Origin of the sequence: Hansschlegelia zhihuaiae (assembly GCF_004103825.1) — a bacterium.
In the GTDB taxonomy this organism is placed as follows: Bacteria; Pseudomonadota; Alphaproteobacteria; order Rhizobiales; family Methylopilaceae; genus Methylopila; species Methylopila zhihuaiae.
In genome coordinates this window covers 102,586-116,544 of record NZ_RYFI01000017.1, presented here as the reverse complement: position 1 = coordinate 116,544, position 13,959 = coordinate 102,586, and the positions used below count along the sequence as shown (strand labels likewise).

The 13,959-nt window shown below is 70.6% G+C and carries 16 protein-coding genes; 9 read left to right on the top strand and 7 right to left on the bottom strand.

Annotated elements, in window-relative coordinates; all coding sequences use genetic code 11:
- The 3 genes from dapB to EK403_RS16965 all read left to right on the top strand — a co-directional run.
- The coding region (dapB, locus tag EK403_RS23345; protein WP_245479756.1) for a 4-hydroxy-tetrahydrodipicolinate reductase at nt 1–478 on the top strand (478 nt) is incomplete at its 5' end.
- Between the two features lie 77 nt (nt 479–555).
- Nucleotides 556–1,197 (top strand): 2,3-bisphosphoglycerate-dependent phosphoglycerate mutase, encoded by a 642-nt coding sequence (locus EK403_RS16970; protein ID WP_128778653.1) that lies wholly within the window; start codon nt 556–558, stop codon nt 1,195–1,197.
- Between the two features lie 313 nt (nt 1,198–1,510).
- A complete protein-coding gene (locus tag EK403_RS16965; protein ID WP_245479755.1) occupies nt 1,511–2,446 on the top strand; it encodes a TraB/GumN family protein in 936 nt (311 codons plus the stop codon).
- A 31-nt stretch (nt 2,447–2,477) separates the two neighbouring features.
- Here the strand turns inward: EK403_RS16965 and EK403_RS16960 are convergent, their stop codons facing one another.
- Nucleotides 2,478–3,710, bottom strand: coding sequence for a penicillin-binding protein activator (locus EK403_RS16960; protein ID WP_128778651.1), 1,233 nt, complete (start codon nt 3,708–3,710; stop codon nt 2,478–2,480).
- Between the two features lie 139 nt (nt 3,711–3,849).
- On the opposite strand from EK403_RS16960, the gene rsmI reads away from it, so the two are divergent.
- The 5 genes from rsmI to metX all read left to right on the top strand — a co-directional run bounded on the left by rsmI (nt 3,850) and on the right by metX (nt 8,333).
- Nucleotides 3,850–4,806 carry a 16S rRNA (cytidine(1402)-2'-O)-methyltransferase gene (gene rsmI / locus EK403_RS16955; protein ID WP_128778650.1) on the top strand — a complete coding sequence of 319 codons (957 nt, stop codon included), beginning with the start codon at nt 3,850–3,852 and terminating at the stop codon, nt 4,804–4,806.
- 4 nt (nt 4,807–4,810) lie between these two features.
- On the top strand, nt 4,811–5,173 hold the full coding sequence (locus tag EK403_RS16950) for a YraN family protein (RefSeq protein ID WP_128778649.1): 363 nt from the start codon (nt 4,811–4,813) through the stop codon (nt 5,171–5,173).
- An 8-nt stretch (nt 5,174–5,181) separates the two neighbouring features.
- Nucleotides 5,182–6,138, top strand: a complete 957-nt coding sequence (gene gshB, locus EK403_RS16945) for a glutathione synthase (protein ID WP_128778648.1) — start codon at nt 5,182–5,184, stop codon at nt 6,136–6,138.
- 83 nt (nt 6,139–6,221) lie between these two features.
- Entirely contained in the window at nt 6,222–7,121 is a 900-nt protein-coding gene (gene mepA / locus EK403_RS16940) for a penicillin-insensitive murein endopeptidase (protein WP_128778647.1), read from the top strand.
- Nucleotides 7,122–7,154: 33 nt separating this feature from the next.
- Nucleotides 7,155–8,333 carry a homoserine O-acetyltransferase MetX gene (gene metX, locus EK403_RS16935; RefSeq protein ID WP_128778646.1) on the top strand — a complete coding sequence of 393 codons (1,179 nt, stop codon included), beginning with the start codon at nt 7,155–7,157 and terminating at the stop codon, nt 8,331–8,333.
- A gap of 4 nt (nt 8,334–8,337) precedes the next feature.
- On the opposite strand, the gene EK403_RS16930 is transcribed toward metX, so the two are convergent.
- Nucleotides 8,338–9,387, bottom strand: coding sequence for a DUF2125 domain-containing protein (locus EK403_RS16930; RefSeq protein ID WP_128778645.1), 1,050 nt, complete (start codon nt 9,385–9,387; stop codon nt 8,338–8,340).
- A gap of 130 nt (nt 9,388–9,517) precedes the next feature.
- On the opposite strand from EK403_RS16930, the gene EK403_RS16925 reads away from it, so the two are divergent.
- Entirely contained in the window at nt 9,518–10,090 is a 573-nt protein-coding gene (locus EK403_RS16925) for a gamma-glutamylcyclotransferase (RefSeq protein WP_128778644.1), read from the top strand.
- Here EK403_RS16925 and EK403_RS16920 read toward each other — a convergent pair.
- The 5 genes from EK403_RS16920 to ftsE form a co-directional block, all read right to left on the bottom strand.
- A complete protein-coding gene (locus EK403_RS16920; protein ID WP_128778643.1) occupies nt 9,991–10,485 on the bottom strand; it encodes a hypothetical protein in 495 nt (164 codons plus the stop codon). The genes EK403_RS16925 and EK403_RS16920 overlap by 100 nt on opposite strands.
- 55 nt (nt 10,486–10,540) lie before the next feature.
- Entirely contained in the window at nt 10,541–11,368 is an 828-nt protein-coding gene (locus tag EK403_RS16915) for a lysophospholipid acyltransferase family protein (RefSeq protein WP_128778642.1), read from the bottom strand.
- Between the two features lie 14 nt (nt 11,369–11,382).
- Nucleotides 11,383–12,096: a YdcF family protein gene (locus tag EK403_RS16910; protein WP_128778641.1), complete on the bottom strand. Its 714-nt coding sequence runs from the start codon at nt 12,094–12,096 to the stop codon at nt 11,383–11,385.
- A 93-nt stretch (nt 12,097–12,189) separates the two neighbouring features.
- Nucleotides 12,190–13,203, bottom strand: a complete 1,014-nt coding sequence (locus EK403_RS16905) for a cell division protein FtsX (RefSeq protein WP_128778640.1) — start codon at nt 13,201–13,203, stop codon at nt 12,190–12,192.
- Nucleotides 13,200–13,859 carry a cell division ATP-binding protein FtsE gene (ftsE, locus tag EK403_RS16900; protein WP_128778639.1) on the bottom strand — a complete coding sequence of 220 codons (660 nt, stop codon included), beginning with the start codon at nt 13,857–13,859 and terminating at the stop codon, nt 13,200–13,202. Before ftsE ends, EK403_RS16905 begins: the two co-directional genes overlap by 4 nt.
- Nucleotides 13,860–13,959: the final 100 nt, after the last annotated feature.

Sequence of the window (13,959 nt, the reverse complement as noted above, 5' to 3'; positions counted from 1 at the left end):
CGCCGCCGCCCGCCACGCGGCGGTGGTGCGCTCGGGCAATATGAGCCTCGGCGTCAATCTGCTCGCGGGCTTCGCCCGGCAGGCGGCGCGTGCGCTCGGGCCGGCCTGGGACGTCGAGATCGTCGAGATGCACCATCGGGCGAAGGTCGATGCGCCGTCCGGCACCGCGCTGATGCTCGGCGAGGCGGTCGCCGAGGGACGCGGGATCGCGCTCGCCGAACATGCGGTGCGCTCGCGCGACGGCCATGTCGGCGCGCGAGCGGAGGGCGCAATCGGCTTCGCGACGCTGCGGGGCGGCACGGTGGTGGGCGACCACATGGTGATCCTGGCGGGTCCGGGAGAGCGGGTCGAGCTCGGGCACCGGGCCGAGGACCGCATGATCTTCGCCCGCGGCGCCGTGCAGGCCGCGCTCTGGGGCCGCGGCCGCAAGCCCGGCCATTACGCGATGGCTGACGTGCTCGGCCTGTCGGACGCGTGAGCGTCTCGCCCGTCGCATTTATCGCGCGGCTGAGCTAAGGGATCGTCGCGCCCTGTCTCGCTCCGGAGCCCGCCCGCATGCAACGACGCCTTGTCCTCGTCCGTCACGGCCAGAGCGAGTGGAACCTCAAGAACCTGTTCACCGGCTGGAAGGACCCGGACCTCACCGAGAAGGGGGTCGAGGAGGCGATCGAGGCGGGGCGCCGGCTGAAGGCCGAGGGCCTGAAGTTCGACGTCGCCTTCACCTCGAAGCTCCAGCGCGCCCAGCGCACCAGCCAGCTGATTCTCGCCGAGCTCGGCCAGCGCAATCTTCAGGTCATCGAGGACGAGGCGCTAAACGAGCGTGACTATGGCGAGCTCACCGGCCTCAACAAAGACGACGCGCGCAAGACCTGGGGCGACAAGAAAGTGCTCATGTGGCGGCGCTCTTACGACGTGCCGCCGCCGGGCGGCGAGTCGCTGCGCGACACGGTGGCGCGCGCGCTGCCCTATTTCGTCCGTGAGATCCTGCCGCAGGTGCTGAATGGAAAGACCACTCTGGTCACGGCGCACGGCAATTCGCTGCGGGCGCTGATCATGACGCTCGAGCGCCTGACGCCCGAGGAACTGCTGCAGCGGGAGCTCTTCACCGGAGCGCCCATCATCTACGAGATGCGCGCCGATTCGACGATCGAGAGCTGGCGCGACCTCGCCGGGGCGCCGGCAGACGCCGCGGAGTGAGGCGCCTGTGACCCACGCGCCCCGTCTTGAACGTCTCAAAAGAATCTGATTGGCGCCCCGGCTGCGAGCGCGCATCATTCTCCAAATGGCGGATGCGGCCCCTGGACGTTCTCGAACATTGGCGCGTGGTGCAGTCGCACTGACCGTCGTGGCGCTCTCGACCGTTTGGTTCGCCTGGTCCGCACAAGCGGGCGAGGCCATGGCTTCGCCGACGCGTTCGCAACTTCAGCCTGCGGCTCCAGCCTCACAACCTCAGAGCTGGCGCTCTGGCGACGCCGAGCGTGCCGACGAGTCCTCGGGCTCGCCCCCTGTGATGAGGGCGGCCGAATGCGTCGGCGTCGATCTCGTCAAGGCGCTGCAATCGAGCGACGCCGCGAGCTTCGAGCGGTTCGAGAGCTCTGCGCGCGCCGTCGCCAACGGGCAGGGGCTGCTGTGGCGGATCGAGGGGAAGGGCGGCAAGGCCTCCTACCTTTTCGGCACGATGCATTCGAGCGAGCCGGTCGCGAAATCGTTCGACGAGCTGGTGCTGCGCGCGCTCCGGCGGGCCCGGGTGGTCGCGACAGAGCTCCCCGGCGCGAGCACGCGCAAGGTCGCGAACGAGCTGCGCCGTCTGGTCGCGAACCGCTCCTTCCGTCCCGAGGGTGATTCGCTCGGCGCGCTGCCCACGGACGTCCGCGAGCGGGTCGAAGCGCGCGTCGCGCGCATCGGCATCCCGCCCACTGTGGTCGAGCAGCTGCAGCCCTGGTACCTCGCGCTCGCGCTGTCGCGCTCGCATTGCTCGAGCGGCCAGGCGGGCGTCGACCCCGAGACCGCGGATGCGCGCATCGAGCGCTTCGCGGTCGAGCAGGGCGCGGCGCTGGTCGCGCTCGAAAGCCCCGTCGAGCAGGTCGACGCGCTGGCGTCGATCCCCGACGAGGTCGCGCTCAGGATGATGCGCGAAGCGACCGAGCGCGACCTAAGGCCCGAGGACGTCGAGAGCACCATCACCGGCCTCTACACGACGCGCCGCATCGGCTATCTGCTGGCCATGCGCGGCCCGATCTGGGCCGGGGTGTTCGACGTCGACGGCTACGCGGATTTCCTCGCTGCCTTCATCACCCGCCGCAACATCGCGATGCTGCAGCGGGCGCGGCCGATCCTGTCGGCGGGGGAAGCGTTCCTCGCCGTAGGCGCCCTGCATCTTCCGGGCGAGGGCGGGCTGGTCGAACTGATCCGCCGCGCCGGTTATTCGGTCACGCGCATCTGGTGACGCGAGAGAGCGTCGCGAGCCGCCGTTCGGATCAGTTCGCCTGGCTCTGCCCCGCCTGCGCGGTCTGGCCCTCGAAGCTCGTCGGCGGGGGGCTGATCATCGTCGCGCCGCCGGCCTGCACGCGATAGACCGCGAGCCCGCGTTCATTGCCGCCGTCCGGCCTGAAGCGGAACGTCCCGTCCACCCCCGAGAATCCCGACGGATTGGTGAAGGCCTCGTCGGTCAACGCGTTCGGCCCCTGGGTCTTGACCAGCGCGGCGACCAGAGAGGTCGCATCATAGGCGAGCGAGGCGGTGCGGACCGGATCGGCGCCGTATTTCGCGCGGTAGCGCTGCGCGAAGGATTTGTAGCCTCGATCGTCCGGAGCCGCGTACCAGGCGCCCGAGAGGCTGGCGTCCTGCGCGACCGCCGGATCGTCCCAGAGTCCGGTGCCGAGCAGCTGCAGGCGCTTCAGGTTGACGCCGTTCGCCGCAAGCATGCCGACCACCGCCTGGACGTCGGACGCCGTGTCGGGAATGAGCAGGGCGTCGGCCTGCGGCAGGGTCGAGGACAGGCGTGCGACCGCCTCGGACATCTTGGCCTTGTCGGAGGAGTAGTGCTCCAGTCCCACGACGCGTCCGCCGGCCTTCGCGACCGCCTGCTGGAAGGCGGCCTCGACCACCGAGCCGTAGCCGGTCTCCGGCAGCAGCGCCGCGAAGGAGCGCTTTCCCTGCGCGACGGCGTAAGAGACGATCCGGTTCACGTCGGATTCCGGCATGAAGCTCAGCAGGTAGATGCCGCGCGAGGCGACGTTCTGGTCGGTGGAGAAGGCGAGCATCGGCAGGTTCCGCTGCCGTACGACCTGGCCGGCGCTCGCCACCGAATGGGCGAAGAGCGGCCCGATCACGAGCTTGGCGCCCTCGTCGGCGGCCGCCTGCGCCGCGGCGCGCGCCCCCTGCGCGGTGCCGCCGTCGTCCTTCACCATGAGCTGGACGTCGGGCGTGTTGAACTCGGCCAGCGCGAGCTCGGCGGCGTTCCTCATCGACCTGGCGGCCTGCCCGCCGTTTCCGGACGCCCCCTGCGGCAGCACCAGCGCAACTTTCACCGAGCCCTGACCGACCACCTGCTCGAGCGGCTTGCTCTCGACCTTCGGAGTCGGCGCGGCTTCGGGCAGCGGGTCGAGCGCGGCGCGATCGTCGTCCATGTCCGAGCCGCAGGCCGACAGCAGCGCGCAGGCGGCGATGGCCAAGAGCCCGCGCCGGAAGGACCGCGAAACGAGAAACATGTCCGCCACCGCTCCTGACCGAACGCCGCCCCGCCGGCTCTCGCGCCCAATGCCCCGATGGTGAGCTCCGAACGGGGCCGATTTGCAGCGGCCCTTGCGCCCGGTAAACTTCGCCCGTGAGTACAAGACGAGCGTATCCATGCCAAGGCCTGCGCGCCGATATCCCTCTTCGAATACCCCTGATGACCACGCCAGCGGGGCGGCCGGGAGCTATTTGCTCGCCGGCCAGCGGGTGACGGCGGCGCGCGCTTTGCCGGGGCTTCACGTCGTCGCGACCCCGATCGGCGCGCTCGCCGACGTCACCATCCGGGCGCTCGAGACGCTCGCGGGCGTCGACCTCGTGCTCTGCGAGGACACGCGCGTGACCCGCAAGCTCTTGTCGCATTACGGAATCTCGACGCCGCTCGCGGCCTATCACGAGCATAACGCCGCCGAGATGCGGCCGCGGATTCTGGCGAGGCTCGCCGAGGGGGCGCGGCTCGCGCTGGTGAGCGACGCCGGCACGCCGCTGGTCTCCGATCCGGGCTACAAGCTGGCGCGGGACGTGATCGGGAGCGGGGCCGCGATCACCGCGGCTCCTGGCGCTTCCGCGGCGCTGACCGCGCTGGTGCTGTCTGGGCTGCCGACGGACCGCTTCTTCTTCGAGGGCTTCCTGCCGCCGAAATCGAAGGCGCGCGGGGACCGGATCGCGGAGCTCGCGAGGATCCCCGGCACCTTGATTCTGTATGAGACTGGGCCGCGCGTGGCCGCCGCGCTCGCCGACCTCGCCGCGGGTCTCGGGCCTCGGCCCGCCGCGCTCGCCCGCGAGCTCACCAAGCGCTTCGAGGAGGTGCGGCGCGCCCCGCTCGACGAACTCGCGGCTGCGCTGGGCGCCGAGCCCGCGCCCAAGGGCGAGATCGCGCTGGTGATCGGTCCGCCGCCGGAGGCGTCCGCGCCGGCCGCGGACGATCTCGACGCGGCGCTTGGCGAGGCGCTGAAGCGCGCCTCGGTGAAGGACGCGGTCGCCGAGGTCGCGGCCGCAACCGGCGCGCCGCGCCGCGAGGTCTACGGCCGGGCCATCGAGCTCGCCAAGGCGCTCAACCGGGCTGACGGCTGAGCCCATGGCCGCGCCGGAGCGGGTCCGGGCGTTCCGGCGCGGCCTCTCGGCGGAGACGATCGCGGTCTGGCTGCTCAGGTTCAAGGGCTGGCGCATCGTCGCGCGTCGATTCGCGGAGGGGCCGGGCGAAGTCGACATCGTGGCCTTGCGTGGCCGCACGCTCGCCTTCGTCGAGGTCAAGGCGCGCGCGGATTTCGCGGCCGCGGCCGCGGCCGTGACGCCGCGCCAGCAGGCCCGCATCCGCCGCGGCGCGGAGGCCTTCCTTGCGCGACGGCCGGCTTATGCGGGATATGTCGTGACCTTCGACGTCGTGCTCGTCGCGCCCGGCCGCCTGCCGCGCCACCTGCAAAACGCCTTCGGATTTTAAGGCCTGCCATGAAGCTCCGCGTCGCTGTGCAGATGGATCCGATCGAACGGATCAACATCGGAGGGGACTCGACCTTCGCGCTCATGCTGGAGGCGCAGGCGCGCGGCCACGAGCTCTGCGTCTACGCCCCGGACCGGCTCTCCCAGATCGGCCGCGACGTGTTCGCGAGCGTCAGGCCCGTGACCGTCAGGGACGAGGTCGGCGACCATGCGCGGCTCGGCGACGAGACCAGGATCTCGCTCGCCGACGAGGCCGATGTGGTGCTGCTCCGGCAGGACCCGCCCTTCGACATGGCCTATGTCACCACGACCCATATGCTGGAGCGCGTGCATCCCCGCGCGCTTGTCGTGAACGACCCGGCCCATGTGCGGAACGCGCCGGAGAAGATCTTCGTCCTCGATTACCCGCAATTGATGCCGCCAACGCTGGTCACGCGCGACAAGGCCGAAATCGAGGCGTTCCGCGCCGAGCATGGCGACATCGTGGTCAAGCCGCTCTATGGCAATGGCGGCGCGGCGGTGTTCCGGCTGACCTCGGACGACCTCAATTTCGGCTCGCTGATCGATCTTTTCTCGACGAGCTTCCGCGAGCCCTGGATGGTCCAGAAATTCTTGCCCGCCGTCTCGAAGGGCGACAAGCGCATCCTGCTGGTCGACGGCGCGTTCGCCGGCGCGGTCAACCGCGTGCCGGCGCCCGGCGACCTGCGCTCCAACATGGTCCGCGGCGGAGCGGCGCAGACCACCGAATTGACGTCGCGCGAGCGCGAGATCTGCGAGACCATAGGCCCCGAGCTCAAGCGCCGCGGGCTCGTCTTCGTGGGCATCGACGTGATCGACGGCTTCCTCACCGAGATCAACGTGACCTCGCCGACCGGCATCCGCGCGGTCAAGCGGCTCGGCGGTCCCGACGTCGCGGCCATGACCTGGGACGCCATCGAGGTCCGGCGGACGGAGGCGAGGATGTGACGCGGCTACCGTCCGCGTGCTGCGCGCTTCGAGGGGTCCTATGGCCGCATCTGGCATCGATCGTCTTGTCGGCATGCTGGGTCATGACCTCGTCTCCCGCCTTCGCGCAGGACGTCACGCCGCCGGGCTACTCCACGCCGCCGCTCTCATCCGTCACGGCGTCGACGCCGGCCAAGGAACTGTTCGGCCGCGTCGAGACGCCGAGCGTCGGCAGGGACGCCTCGATCGGCTTCTATTCGAACGGCTGTCTCGCGGGCGGCGTCCCGCTGCCCCTGAGCGGGCCGACCTGGCAGGTCATGCGCCCGTCGCGCAACCGGTATTATGGGCGGCCGAAGCTGGTCGCCTTCGTGCAGCGGCTGTCCAAGAAGGTCGCCGCCCAGACCTCATGGCCGGGGCTGCTGATCGGGGACATGTCGCAGCCGCGCGGCGGCCCGATGCTGAAGGGCCACGCCTCGCACCAGATCGGGCTCGACGTCGACGTCTGGCTGCGGCCCATGCCGACCGCCGCCATGACCATGCCGGCGCGCGAACAGATCATGTCGACCACGATCGTGGCCGCCAACCGCATCGACCTCAACGAGTACTACACAAAGAACACCCTGCAGGTGTTGAAGATCACCGCCCAGGACCCGGAGGTCGAGCGCGTCCTGGTCAACCCGGCGATCAAGCGACGGCTCTGCACGGACGCCGGGAATGACCGCGCCTGGCTGCAGAAGGTGCGGCCGGTCTGGGGTCACGACTACCACTATCACGTCCGCCTCGGCTGCTCCGGTGGCGACGCCCAGTGCAAGAGCCAGGCGGACGTCGTGCCCGGCGACGGCTGCGGCAAGGCGCTGGACTGGTGGTTCACCCCCGGCCGCCTGTTCCCGACCCCGCCCAAGGTCCCGCCGAAGCCCGCGCCGCCGCTCACGCTTGCTCGCATGCCGGCGCAATGCGCGGCCGTGCTGAACGGGCCGGGCGCTCCGGCCTCCGCAAGAGATTGACACAGGCGCCGCCCGGCGCTTCACCCTTCGTCCATGAACCAGACGACGCTCGAGCTGTCGATCAACGCCGCGGCGCGCCGCGAGGCCGACGAGCCGCGTTCGCCGGTCGTGACGCTCGACCGGCCGCTGCAGCTCGAATCCGGCTCGACGCTCGCCCCGCTGCGCATCGCCTACCAGACCTATGGCGAGCTCAACGCCCAGAAGTCGAACGCCATCCTCGTCTGCCACGCGCTGACGGGCGACCAGCATGTCGCGAACCTTCATCCGGTGACCGGAAAGCGCGGCTGGTGGTCGACCATGGTCGGGCCGGGCAGGCCAATCGACACCGACCGCTTCTTCGTCATCTGCTCGAACGTCGTCGGCGGCTGCATGGGCACGACGGGCCCGGCCTCCACCAATCCCGCGACCGGCGAGCCCTACGGGCTGGATCTGCCGCTGGTCACGATCCGCGACATGGTCGACGCGCAGGCGATGCTGATCGATCATCTCGGGATCGAGACGCTGTTCTGCGTCGCGGGCGGCTCGATGGGCGGCATGCAGGTCCTGCAATGGGCGGCGCGCCATCCGGACCGCGTGTTCTCCGCGCTGCCGATCGCGACCGCGCACAAGCATTCCGCCCAGAACATCGCGTTCCACGAGGTGGGGCGGCAGGCGATCACCGCCGATCCGGACTGGCGGGAGGGCCGCTACCTCGTCGAGGGTGCGACCCCGCGAAAGGGCCTCGCCGTCGCAAGGATGGCCGCGCACATCACCTATCTGTCGGAGCCCGCGCTCCAGACCAAGTTCGGCCGCAATCTGCAGGACCGCGACGCCCGGACCTTCGGCTTCGACGCCGATTTCCAGATCGAGAGCTATCTGCGCCACCAGGGCGCGAGCTTCGTCGAACGCTTCGACGCCAATTCCTATCTCTACGTCACCCGCGCGATGGACTATTTCGACCTCGCGGCCGACGCGGGCTCGCTCGCCAACGCCTTCATGGGCACGAAGACGCGGTTCTGCGTGGTCTCCTTCACCTCCGACTGGCTGTTCCCGACCGAGGGCGCGCGCCAGGTCGTGCACGCCCTGAACGCGGCGGCCGCCAACGTCTCCTTCGTCGAGATCGCGACCGACAAGGGCCACGACGCCTTCCTGCTCGAGGTGCCGGAACTGTTCGCCACCACCAAGGGCTTCCTGGACGCGGCCGCCAAGACGCGGGGGCTTACGCGGCTCTAAAGGCTCAGAACGCCGGTGGCAGCCGCGTCAGGCGGATCGGGCCGAGCGAGACGCGGCCCTTGTGGGGGGGGAGCCGGTAGGTCGTGGCCGGCCGGCCGTCGAGCTCGGCCCTGCGTCCGAGCATCTTCGCGCTGGCGCCGAGCAGCGACGACAGCGCGCCGCCCTCGTCGCCCGCGAACAGCGACTTGACCAGACCGTCGATCCCGCGCGCCGTGACGTCGAGCGCGCCATTGGCGCGCCCTTGCACATCGAGCCAGAGATCGCCCTTGGCGTCGGCCGCGACGTCGCCGCGGGTCGCCTTCGCGACCGCGACCTTCAGCCGGCCGCCGGCTTCGGCGAAGGCCCTGAGCCGCTCCGAGGTCGGGCGCGGCCTGAGGTCGTCGAGTCCGGTCGCCCGCCCCTGGAACTCGAGGGTGACCGGTCCAGCGCCGAGCGGGACCATGTCGAGCGCCGGCGAGCCCCCCGCGTCGAGCGCGGCTGCGACGTCGTAAGCGCCCGCCTCGCCGTCGGGCGCCCGGCGCAGATGCGCCTCGACGGATCGCGCCGTGCCGATCTCCGTCTGGTCGACGACGAGGCGCGGCGCGGTGACCGCGATCGAGCCGCGCTCGACGCGCTCGCCCTCGATCCGCGCGCTCGCCTGGGCGAGGGAGAAGGCCAGATCCGCGCGAGAGCCGTCCGCGCCGGTGATCGCGACCGGCCCAGTGAGCTCGCCGATCAGCCGCTTCGGGTCGTAGACCTGCGCGACCGCGACGAAGCGCGGCGCGCTCGCCGTCACCTCGCCGCCGTCGCCCGGCAACCGGGCGGTCGGGTTGGTGCATTCGAGCTCGATGCGGAACGGGAAGCCCGAGATGCGGCGCTCGGCGCAATCATAGACCCGGCCGCTGCGCGCCTCGCGCTTCAGCCAGACGTCGACCGCGTCGCCCGCCCGGTCGGCGGCGAAGAACCAGAAGCCGGTCCAGGCGAACGCGAGGACAAGCAAAGCGGCGGTCGGCGCGAAGACGCGCAGGCCGCCGCGGCGGGACGGCTGAGGCGCGGGCGAGGGTGCGTCCGTCATGAAGTCTGTGAAGCGCTATGTTGCGGTGCGGCGACCGATCTTGTCGGCGCGCCGGCGGACTGTTAGCCGAGACATGCGCGTCCCGCGCCGTCAAGCGTCGGGGCGATTCGCGCCCGATGCGAGCGGCCGAATGAAGAAAGGCCCCAAACTGTGCGGCGCCGGGGCGCCGACCGCCTCCGACCTGTGGGTGTTCGCCTATGGGTCGCTGATGTGGCGCCCGGGCTTCGAAGCCGTCGAGCACGCGCCCGCGAGCGTCGACGGCTATCACCGCGCGCTCTGCATCGAGTCGCACCGCCACCGGGGCACGCCGGAGCGGCCGGGACTGGTGCTCGGACTCGACCAGGGAGGCTCCTGCCAGGGCGTCGCGTTCCGCGTCGAGGCCGCGCATGCTGACAGCGTGCTCGCCTATCTCCGCGAGCGCGAGCTCGTCACCCATGTCTATCTCGAGACGGTCTTGTCCGCGACCCTCGCGGACGGCCGCAGGGTCGAGGCGGTCGCCTATGTGGTTGACCGCGACCACCCACAATATGTCGGACTGCTGTCGCCGGAAGAGACCTTGAGCCGGATCTCCGGCAGCGTGGGGCTCGCGGGTCCCAATCCGGATTATGTCGTGAACACGGCTCGCGAACTCGACCGCCTCGGCGTCGTCGACCCGACCTTGGCGTGGCTCGCCGCCGCGCTCACGGTCAGCACCGAAGAATAGGACTGCGCGCCGTTGACGAGGTCGTCGATCGCCGTCCGGCGACGGCAGGCGGTCCGCGCGAGAAGATGCGCGTGGGCTTCGAGCGCCACGCCAGGCGACAGCTCGAGCCCCGGCGTCGGCTGGCCGCTCTCGCCCGCCCAGAGGATCCGGCGGCCGCCTTCGTCGTCGAGCGCGACGAGCAGCACGACGGCGTTCTCGGCGCGCATGGCGTCGCTTAAAGGCATCACGGTCACGAGATATTTGCGGCCGGAGCGACCGCGCCAGACCCGATAGCGATCGTCGAAGTCGCCCTCCCGCGCGACGAGCGCGAGCCCGTCGTCTTCAGGAGACGTGTGCGCGGGGGCGAGCTCCGCCACGGCCCTGAGAAGAGCTTGGTCTGACGTCTGCCGAATCATGGCGAATCACCACGCGACCGGAAGATGTCAACTAGGGGTTTCTACTTACCGCATGTCAAGGTTGTGAGTTCGACATGCTTCCCGACTGTGGCGCGGGGGACTCGAGCGCCCGTCCTTCGGCTTCGGCGATAAGGGCCCCGGTCGCCTGCTCGATCCGCTCCCGCAGGGTCCGCTGGAAGACGTCGCGGCCCAGTCCTGCCGGTATCGGCTCCAGGAACTCCACCACGGCGCGGCCCTGGCGCCGCTCGATCGTCCCCTTCGGCCAGAAGATCCCGGTGTCGACCGCCACGGGGACGCAGGGGAGGCCGAGGCGGTCGTAAAGGTGGCCGACGCCCTGCTTGTAGCGCGGCGGATCGCCGACCTTGCGTCGTGTGCCTTCCGGATAGATGACGATCTGCCGGCCCTCGGCCGCGGCCTCGCCAGCCTGCGACAGTATCTGCGCGAGCGCCTCGGCGCCGGTCGCACGGTTGATCGCGATCATCTTCATGCGCAGCAGGAACCAGCCGAAGAACGGCAGCCACGTGAGCTCTCTCTTCAGCACGATGGCGGGGTCGGGCAGGCAGGGCATCATGCCGAATGTTTCGAGCGCGGACTGATGCTTGGCCGCGACCAGCGCGGCCCCTGTCGGGACGTGTTCGACGCCGCGGATCTCCAGCTCGATCCCGACGATGCGGCGCAACAGCCAGAGATTTGCGCGGCACCACCATTTGGCGATCCCGGCCACCCGGTCGCGGCGCAGGAAGAGCGCCGCTGGACCCGTGACCAGCGCCACCACGCAGACCAGCGTCGCCATCGCCACGTCGAAGACGACCGCGCGCCCTTTGACGCGGCGTCCGGCGCGCGGCGCGGCGTTTGGGGCGGCGCCCTCGTGGGCGTTCCGCATCGTCGACGGAATCGTCAGGAGCCCGACCCGGGCGCGTGGTCCCGGCTTTCGACCGTCTCGGTCTTGGCGAGCCTCGGCGCCAGGCGGACCCGGACCAGCGCCGCGACATATTTGACGTATTCGGCCGCGAGGACGCGCGTGGTCTGGTAGTCCCGCCACCAGGAATCGCCTCGCAGGCGCTCGGTCGAGACCGCGTAGGGGATCAGGTCGACGTTCGGCATCTCGCGGGCGAGCTCCATCATCGTGCGGGGCATGTGATAGCCCGAAGTCACCACGATGAGCGAGCGAAAGCCGTGGCGGACGGCCCAGCGCCGCGTCTCGACCGCGTTGCCCGCCGTGTTGAGCGCACGCCGTCCGAGGTCGACGCAGCAGCGCGCGAAGGCGAGATAATCGGGCTGCGCCCGGGCCAGCTCGCGTTCGGTCGTCTCGGGGTGAACGCCCGAGATCAGCAGGCGCTGGCCGCGGCCCGAGGCCAGCAGCCGGAGGGCGTCCGAGAGCCGCTCCGCTCCCCCCGTCAGCGCCACGATGCCGTCGCTTTTCGTGGGTGTCGGCTGTTCGCCGACGGGCACGAGGCTGACGAAGTTCAGGAAGCCGGCGAAGGCGATCGCGGCGCACGCCACGCCGAGCGCGAACGACGCCAGCGCGGCCCGTCGAAAGGTCGACGGACCGCGCCGTTCCGCGGTCTTTGTTCCGGCGAGCTCGGAGGAAGAATCAGCTTGCGACGCCATGTGCGACATGTCGGTTCACATCGGCACACTGCGCCTTGCGGCGAAACGCGGCAAGCGCGGCCGCGGGGCCCTGTGGGCGCGCCACATCGAGCGTCACCGGTTCATCGCCCGCAAGGCCCGGTAGACGGTGACGCGAGAGGTGACGGCGGTCAGAAGCGCGATCAAAAGCACGATCGCCACCACCCCGGCATAGGCCGAGGCGCCGATCTCGAAGGCGCCGAACAGCGCATCCATCTGGTCTACGGTCGCGCTGCCGACGCCTTGCGAGGTCATGAGCTCGGCGATCAGGAAGGTCACGATCGCGGCCGCTCCGCCGACCAGCCCGCCTTTCAGCCCGAGCCGCAGGAATCGGCTCTGGAACTGCCGGGCGATATAGCTGTCGCGCGCGCCGACGAAATGCAGGACCTGGACGATGTCGCGGTTCGACGCCATCGCGCCGCGGGTCGCGAACACCACCGACAGCACGGTCGCGGCGAGCATCAGCGCGAGCACCGCGACGCCGAACCACACCACGGCGCGCGCCATGGCGACCAGCCGGTCGAGGAAGCGGCGGTGGTCGTCGAGCGTCGCGCCCGGCGCCTCGCGCTCCAGCGTCCGTTTGAAGGCGACCGGGTCGAAGGCCGCGTCCTCCGCCAGCTTCAGGACCACGAGCCGCGGGATCGGAAGCTCCGCGAGCGAAAGCCCGGAGCCCAGCCAGGGCTCGAGCAGACGGGCGGTCTCGGCGTCCGAATAGGCGCGGACGTCCGCGACGCCGGGCGTCGCGCGGGCGAGCCGCTCGACGGTCGCAGCGGCGGCGTCGAGGTCGCGGCCCTCTGCGGGGCGGATCTGCACCGTGGTCTCGCGCACGACGTCGCGCTCCCAGCCGGCGGCGGTGCGCCGCGTCAGGTCGACGCCGCCCGCGGTGAGCGAGGCGAGATAGGTCATGATCGCGATCACGATCATCAGGGTGCGGCCGGACACCGAGGAGGCCGGCACGATCGGGCCGAGCCGCCGCCGCTGGGGGGACCTGACGGGCTTCGACTGCTCACGGACTTGCGGCGCGGCGGCCGCGGAAGGTGCAGGGTTCGGGCGCCGGTCGGCGGGCGCCGCGCCTTGCCGGGCGGTCATTCGTAGACGTGCAGGCGGCCGTCATGGAGCACCAGGCGGCGCGCGTCCACCAGGTCCATGAGGGCGATGTCGTGGGTCGCGATGACCACGGAGGTGCCGGATTTGTGCAGCTCGACGAACAGCCTGAGGATGCGGCGGGCGAGCTGCGGATCGACATTGCCGGTCGGCTCGTCGGCGAGCAGCAGCTCCGGCTGGGCGACGAGCGCCCGGGCGATCGCGGCGCGCTGCTTTTCGCCGCCCGAGAGCACGAGAGGCAGCGCGTCGAGCTTCTCGCCGAGTCCCACCCAGCCGAGGAGCTCCACGACCTCCGCCCGATAGCTCGCCTCCTCGCGGCCCGCGACGCGGAGCGGGAGCGCGACGTTCTCATAGGTCGTCATGTGGTCGAGCAGCCGGAAGTCCTGGAACACCACGCCGACCCGGCGGCGCAGCGACGGCAATTCGCGCTGGGGCAAAGTGAGGATGTCGCGGCCGAAAATCCTGACCAGGCCCCGCGTGGGCTTCAGCGCGAGGAACATCAGGCGCAGCAGCGAGGTCTTGCCCGCCCCCGACGGTCCCGTCAGGAACTGGAACGAATTCGGCTCGATCTCGAAGGTCAGGTCGCGCAGCACCTCGGGGCCGAGGCCGTAGCGCAGGCCGACATTCTCGAATCGCAGCATCGGCGGCGCCTCCAGCGACGATCAAGAGCGTAGCCCCCCTTGTGGCGGGGAGATTTTAACGAGCCATTAACGATAAAGTGGCGAGGTCGTGGACGACGCC

What these genes read in the sequence shown, in the direction of transcription:
- EK403_RS16970 (WP_128778653.1), top strand. Translation starts at nt 556, where the DNA reads ATGCAACGACGCCTTGTCCTCGTCCGTCACGGCCAGAGCGAGTGGAAC.
- EK403_RS16965 (WP_245479755.1), top strand. Translation starts at nt 1,511, where the DNA reads ATGAGGGCGGCCGAATGCGTCGGCGTCGATCTCGTCAAGGCGCTGCAA.
- EK403_RS16960 (WP_128778651.1), bottom strand. Translation starts at nt 3,710, where the DNA reads ATGTTTCTCGTTTCGCGGTCCTTCCGGCGCGGGCTCTTGGCCATCGCC.
- rsmI (WP_128778650.1), top strand. Translation starts at nt 3,850, where the DNA reads ATGCCAAGGCCTGCGCGCCGATATCCCTCTTCGAATACCCCTGATGAC.
- EK403_RS16950 (WP_128778649.1), top strand. Translation starts at nt 4,811, where the DNA reads ATGGCCGCGCCGGAGCGGGTCCGGGCGTTCCGGCGCGGCCTCTCGGCG.
- gshB (WP_128778648.1), top strand. Translation starts at nt 5,182, where the DNA reads ATGAAGCTCCGCGTCGCTGTGCAGATGGATCCGATCGAACGGATCAAC.
- mepA (WP_128778647.1), top strand. Translation starts at nt 6,222, where the DNA reads ATGACCTCGTCTCCCGCCTTCGCGCAGGACGTCACGCCGCCGGGCTAC.
- metX (WP_128778646.1), top strand. Translation starts at nt 7,155, where the DNA reads ATGAACCAGACGACGCTCGAGCTGTCGATCAACGCCGCGGCGCGCCGC.
- EK403_RS16930 (WP_128778645.1), bottom strand. Translation starts at nt 9,387, where the DNA reads ATGACGGACGCACCCTCGCCCGCGCCTCAGCCGTCCCGCCGCGGCGGC.
- EK403_RS16925 (WP_128778644.1), top strand. Translation starts at nt 9,518, where the DNA reads ATGAAGAAAGGCCCCAAACTGTGCGGCGCCGGGGCGCCGACCGCCTCC.
- EK403_RS16920 (WP_128778643.1), bottom strand. Translation starts at nt 10,485, where the DNA reads ATGATTCGGCAGACGTCAGACCAAGCTCTTCTCAGGGCCGTGGCGGAG.
- EK403_RS16915 (WP_128778642.1), bottom strand. Translation starts at nt 11,368, where the DNA reads ATGCGGAACGCCCACGAGGGCGCCGCCCCAAACGCCGCGCCGCGCGCC.
- EK403_RS16910 (WP_128778641.1), bottom strand. Translation starts at nt 12,096, where the DNA reads ATGGCGTCGCAAGCTGATTCTTCCTCCGAGCTCGCCGGAACAAAGACC.
- EK403_RS16905 (WP_128778640.1), bottom strand. Translation starts at nt 13,203, where the DNA reads ATGACCGCCCGGCAAGGCGCGGCGCCCGCCGACCGGCGCCCGAACCCT.
- ftsE (WP_128778639.1), bottom strand. Translation starts at nt 13,859, where the DNA reads ATGCTGCGATTCGAGAATGTCGGCCTGCGCTACGGCCTCGGCCCCGAG.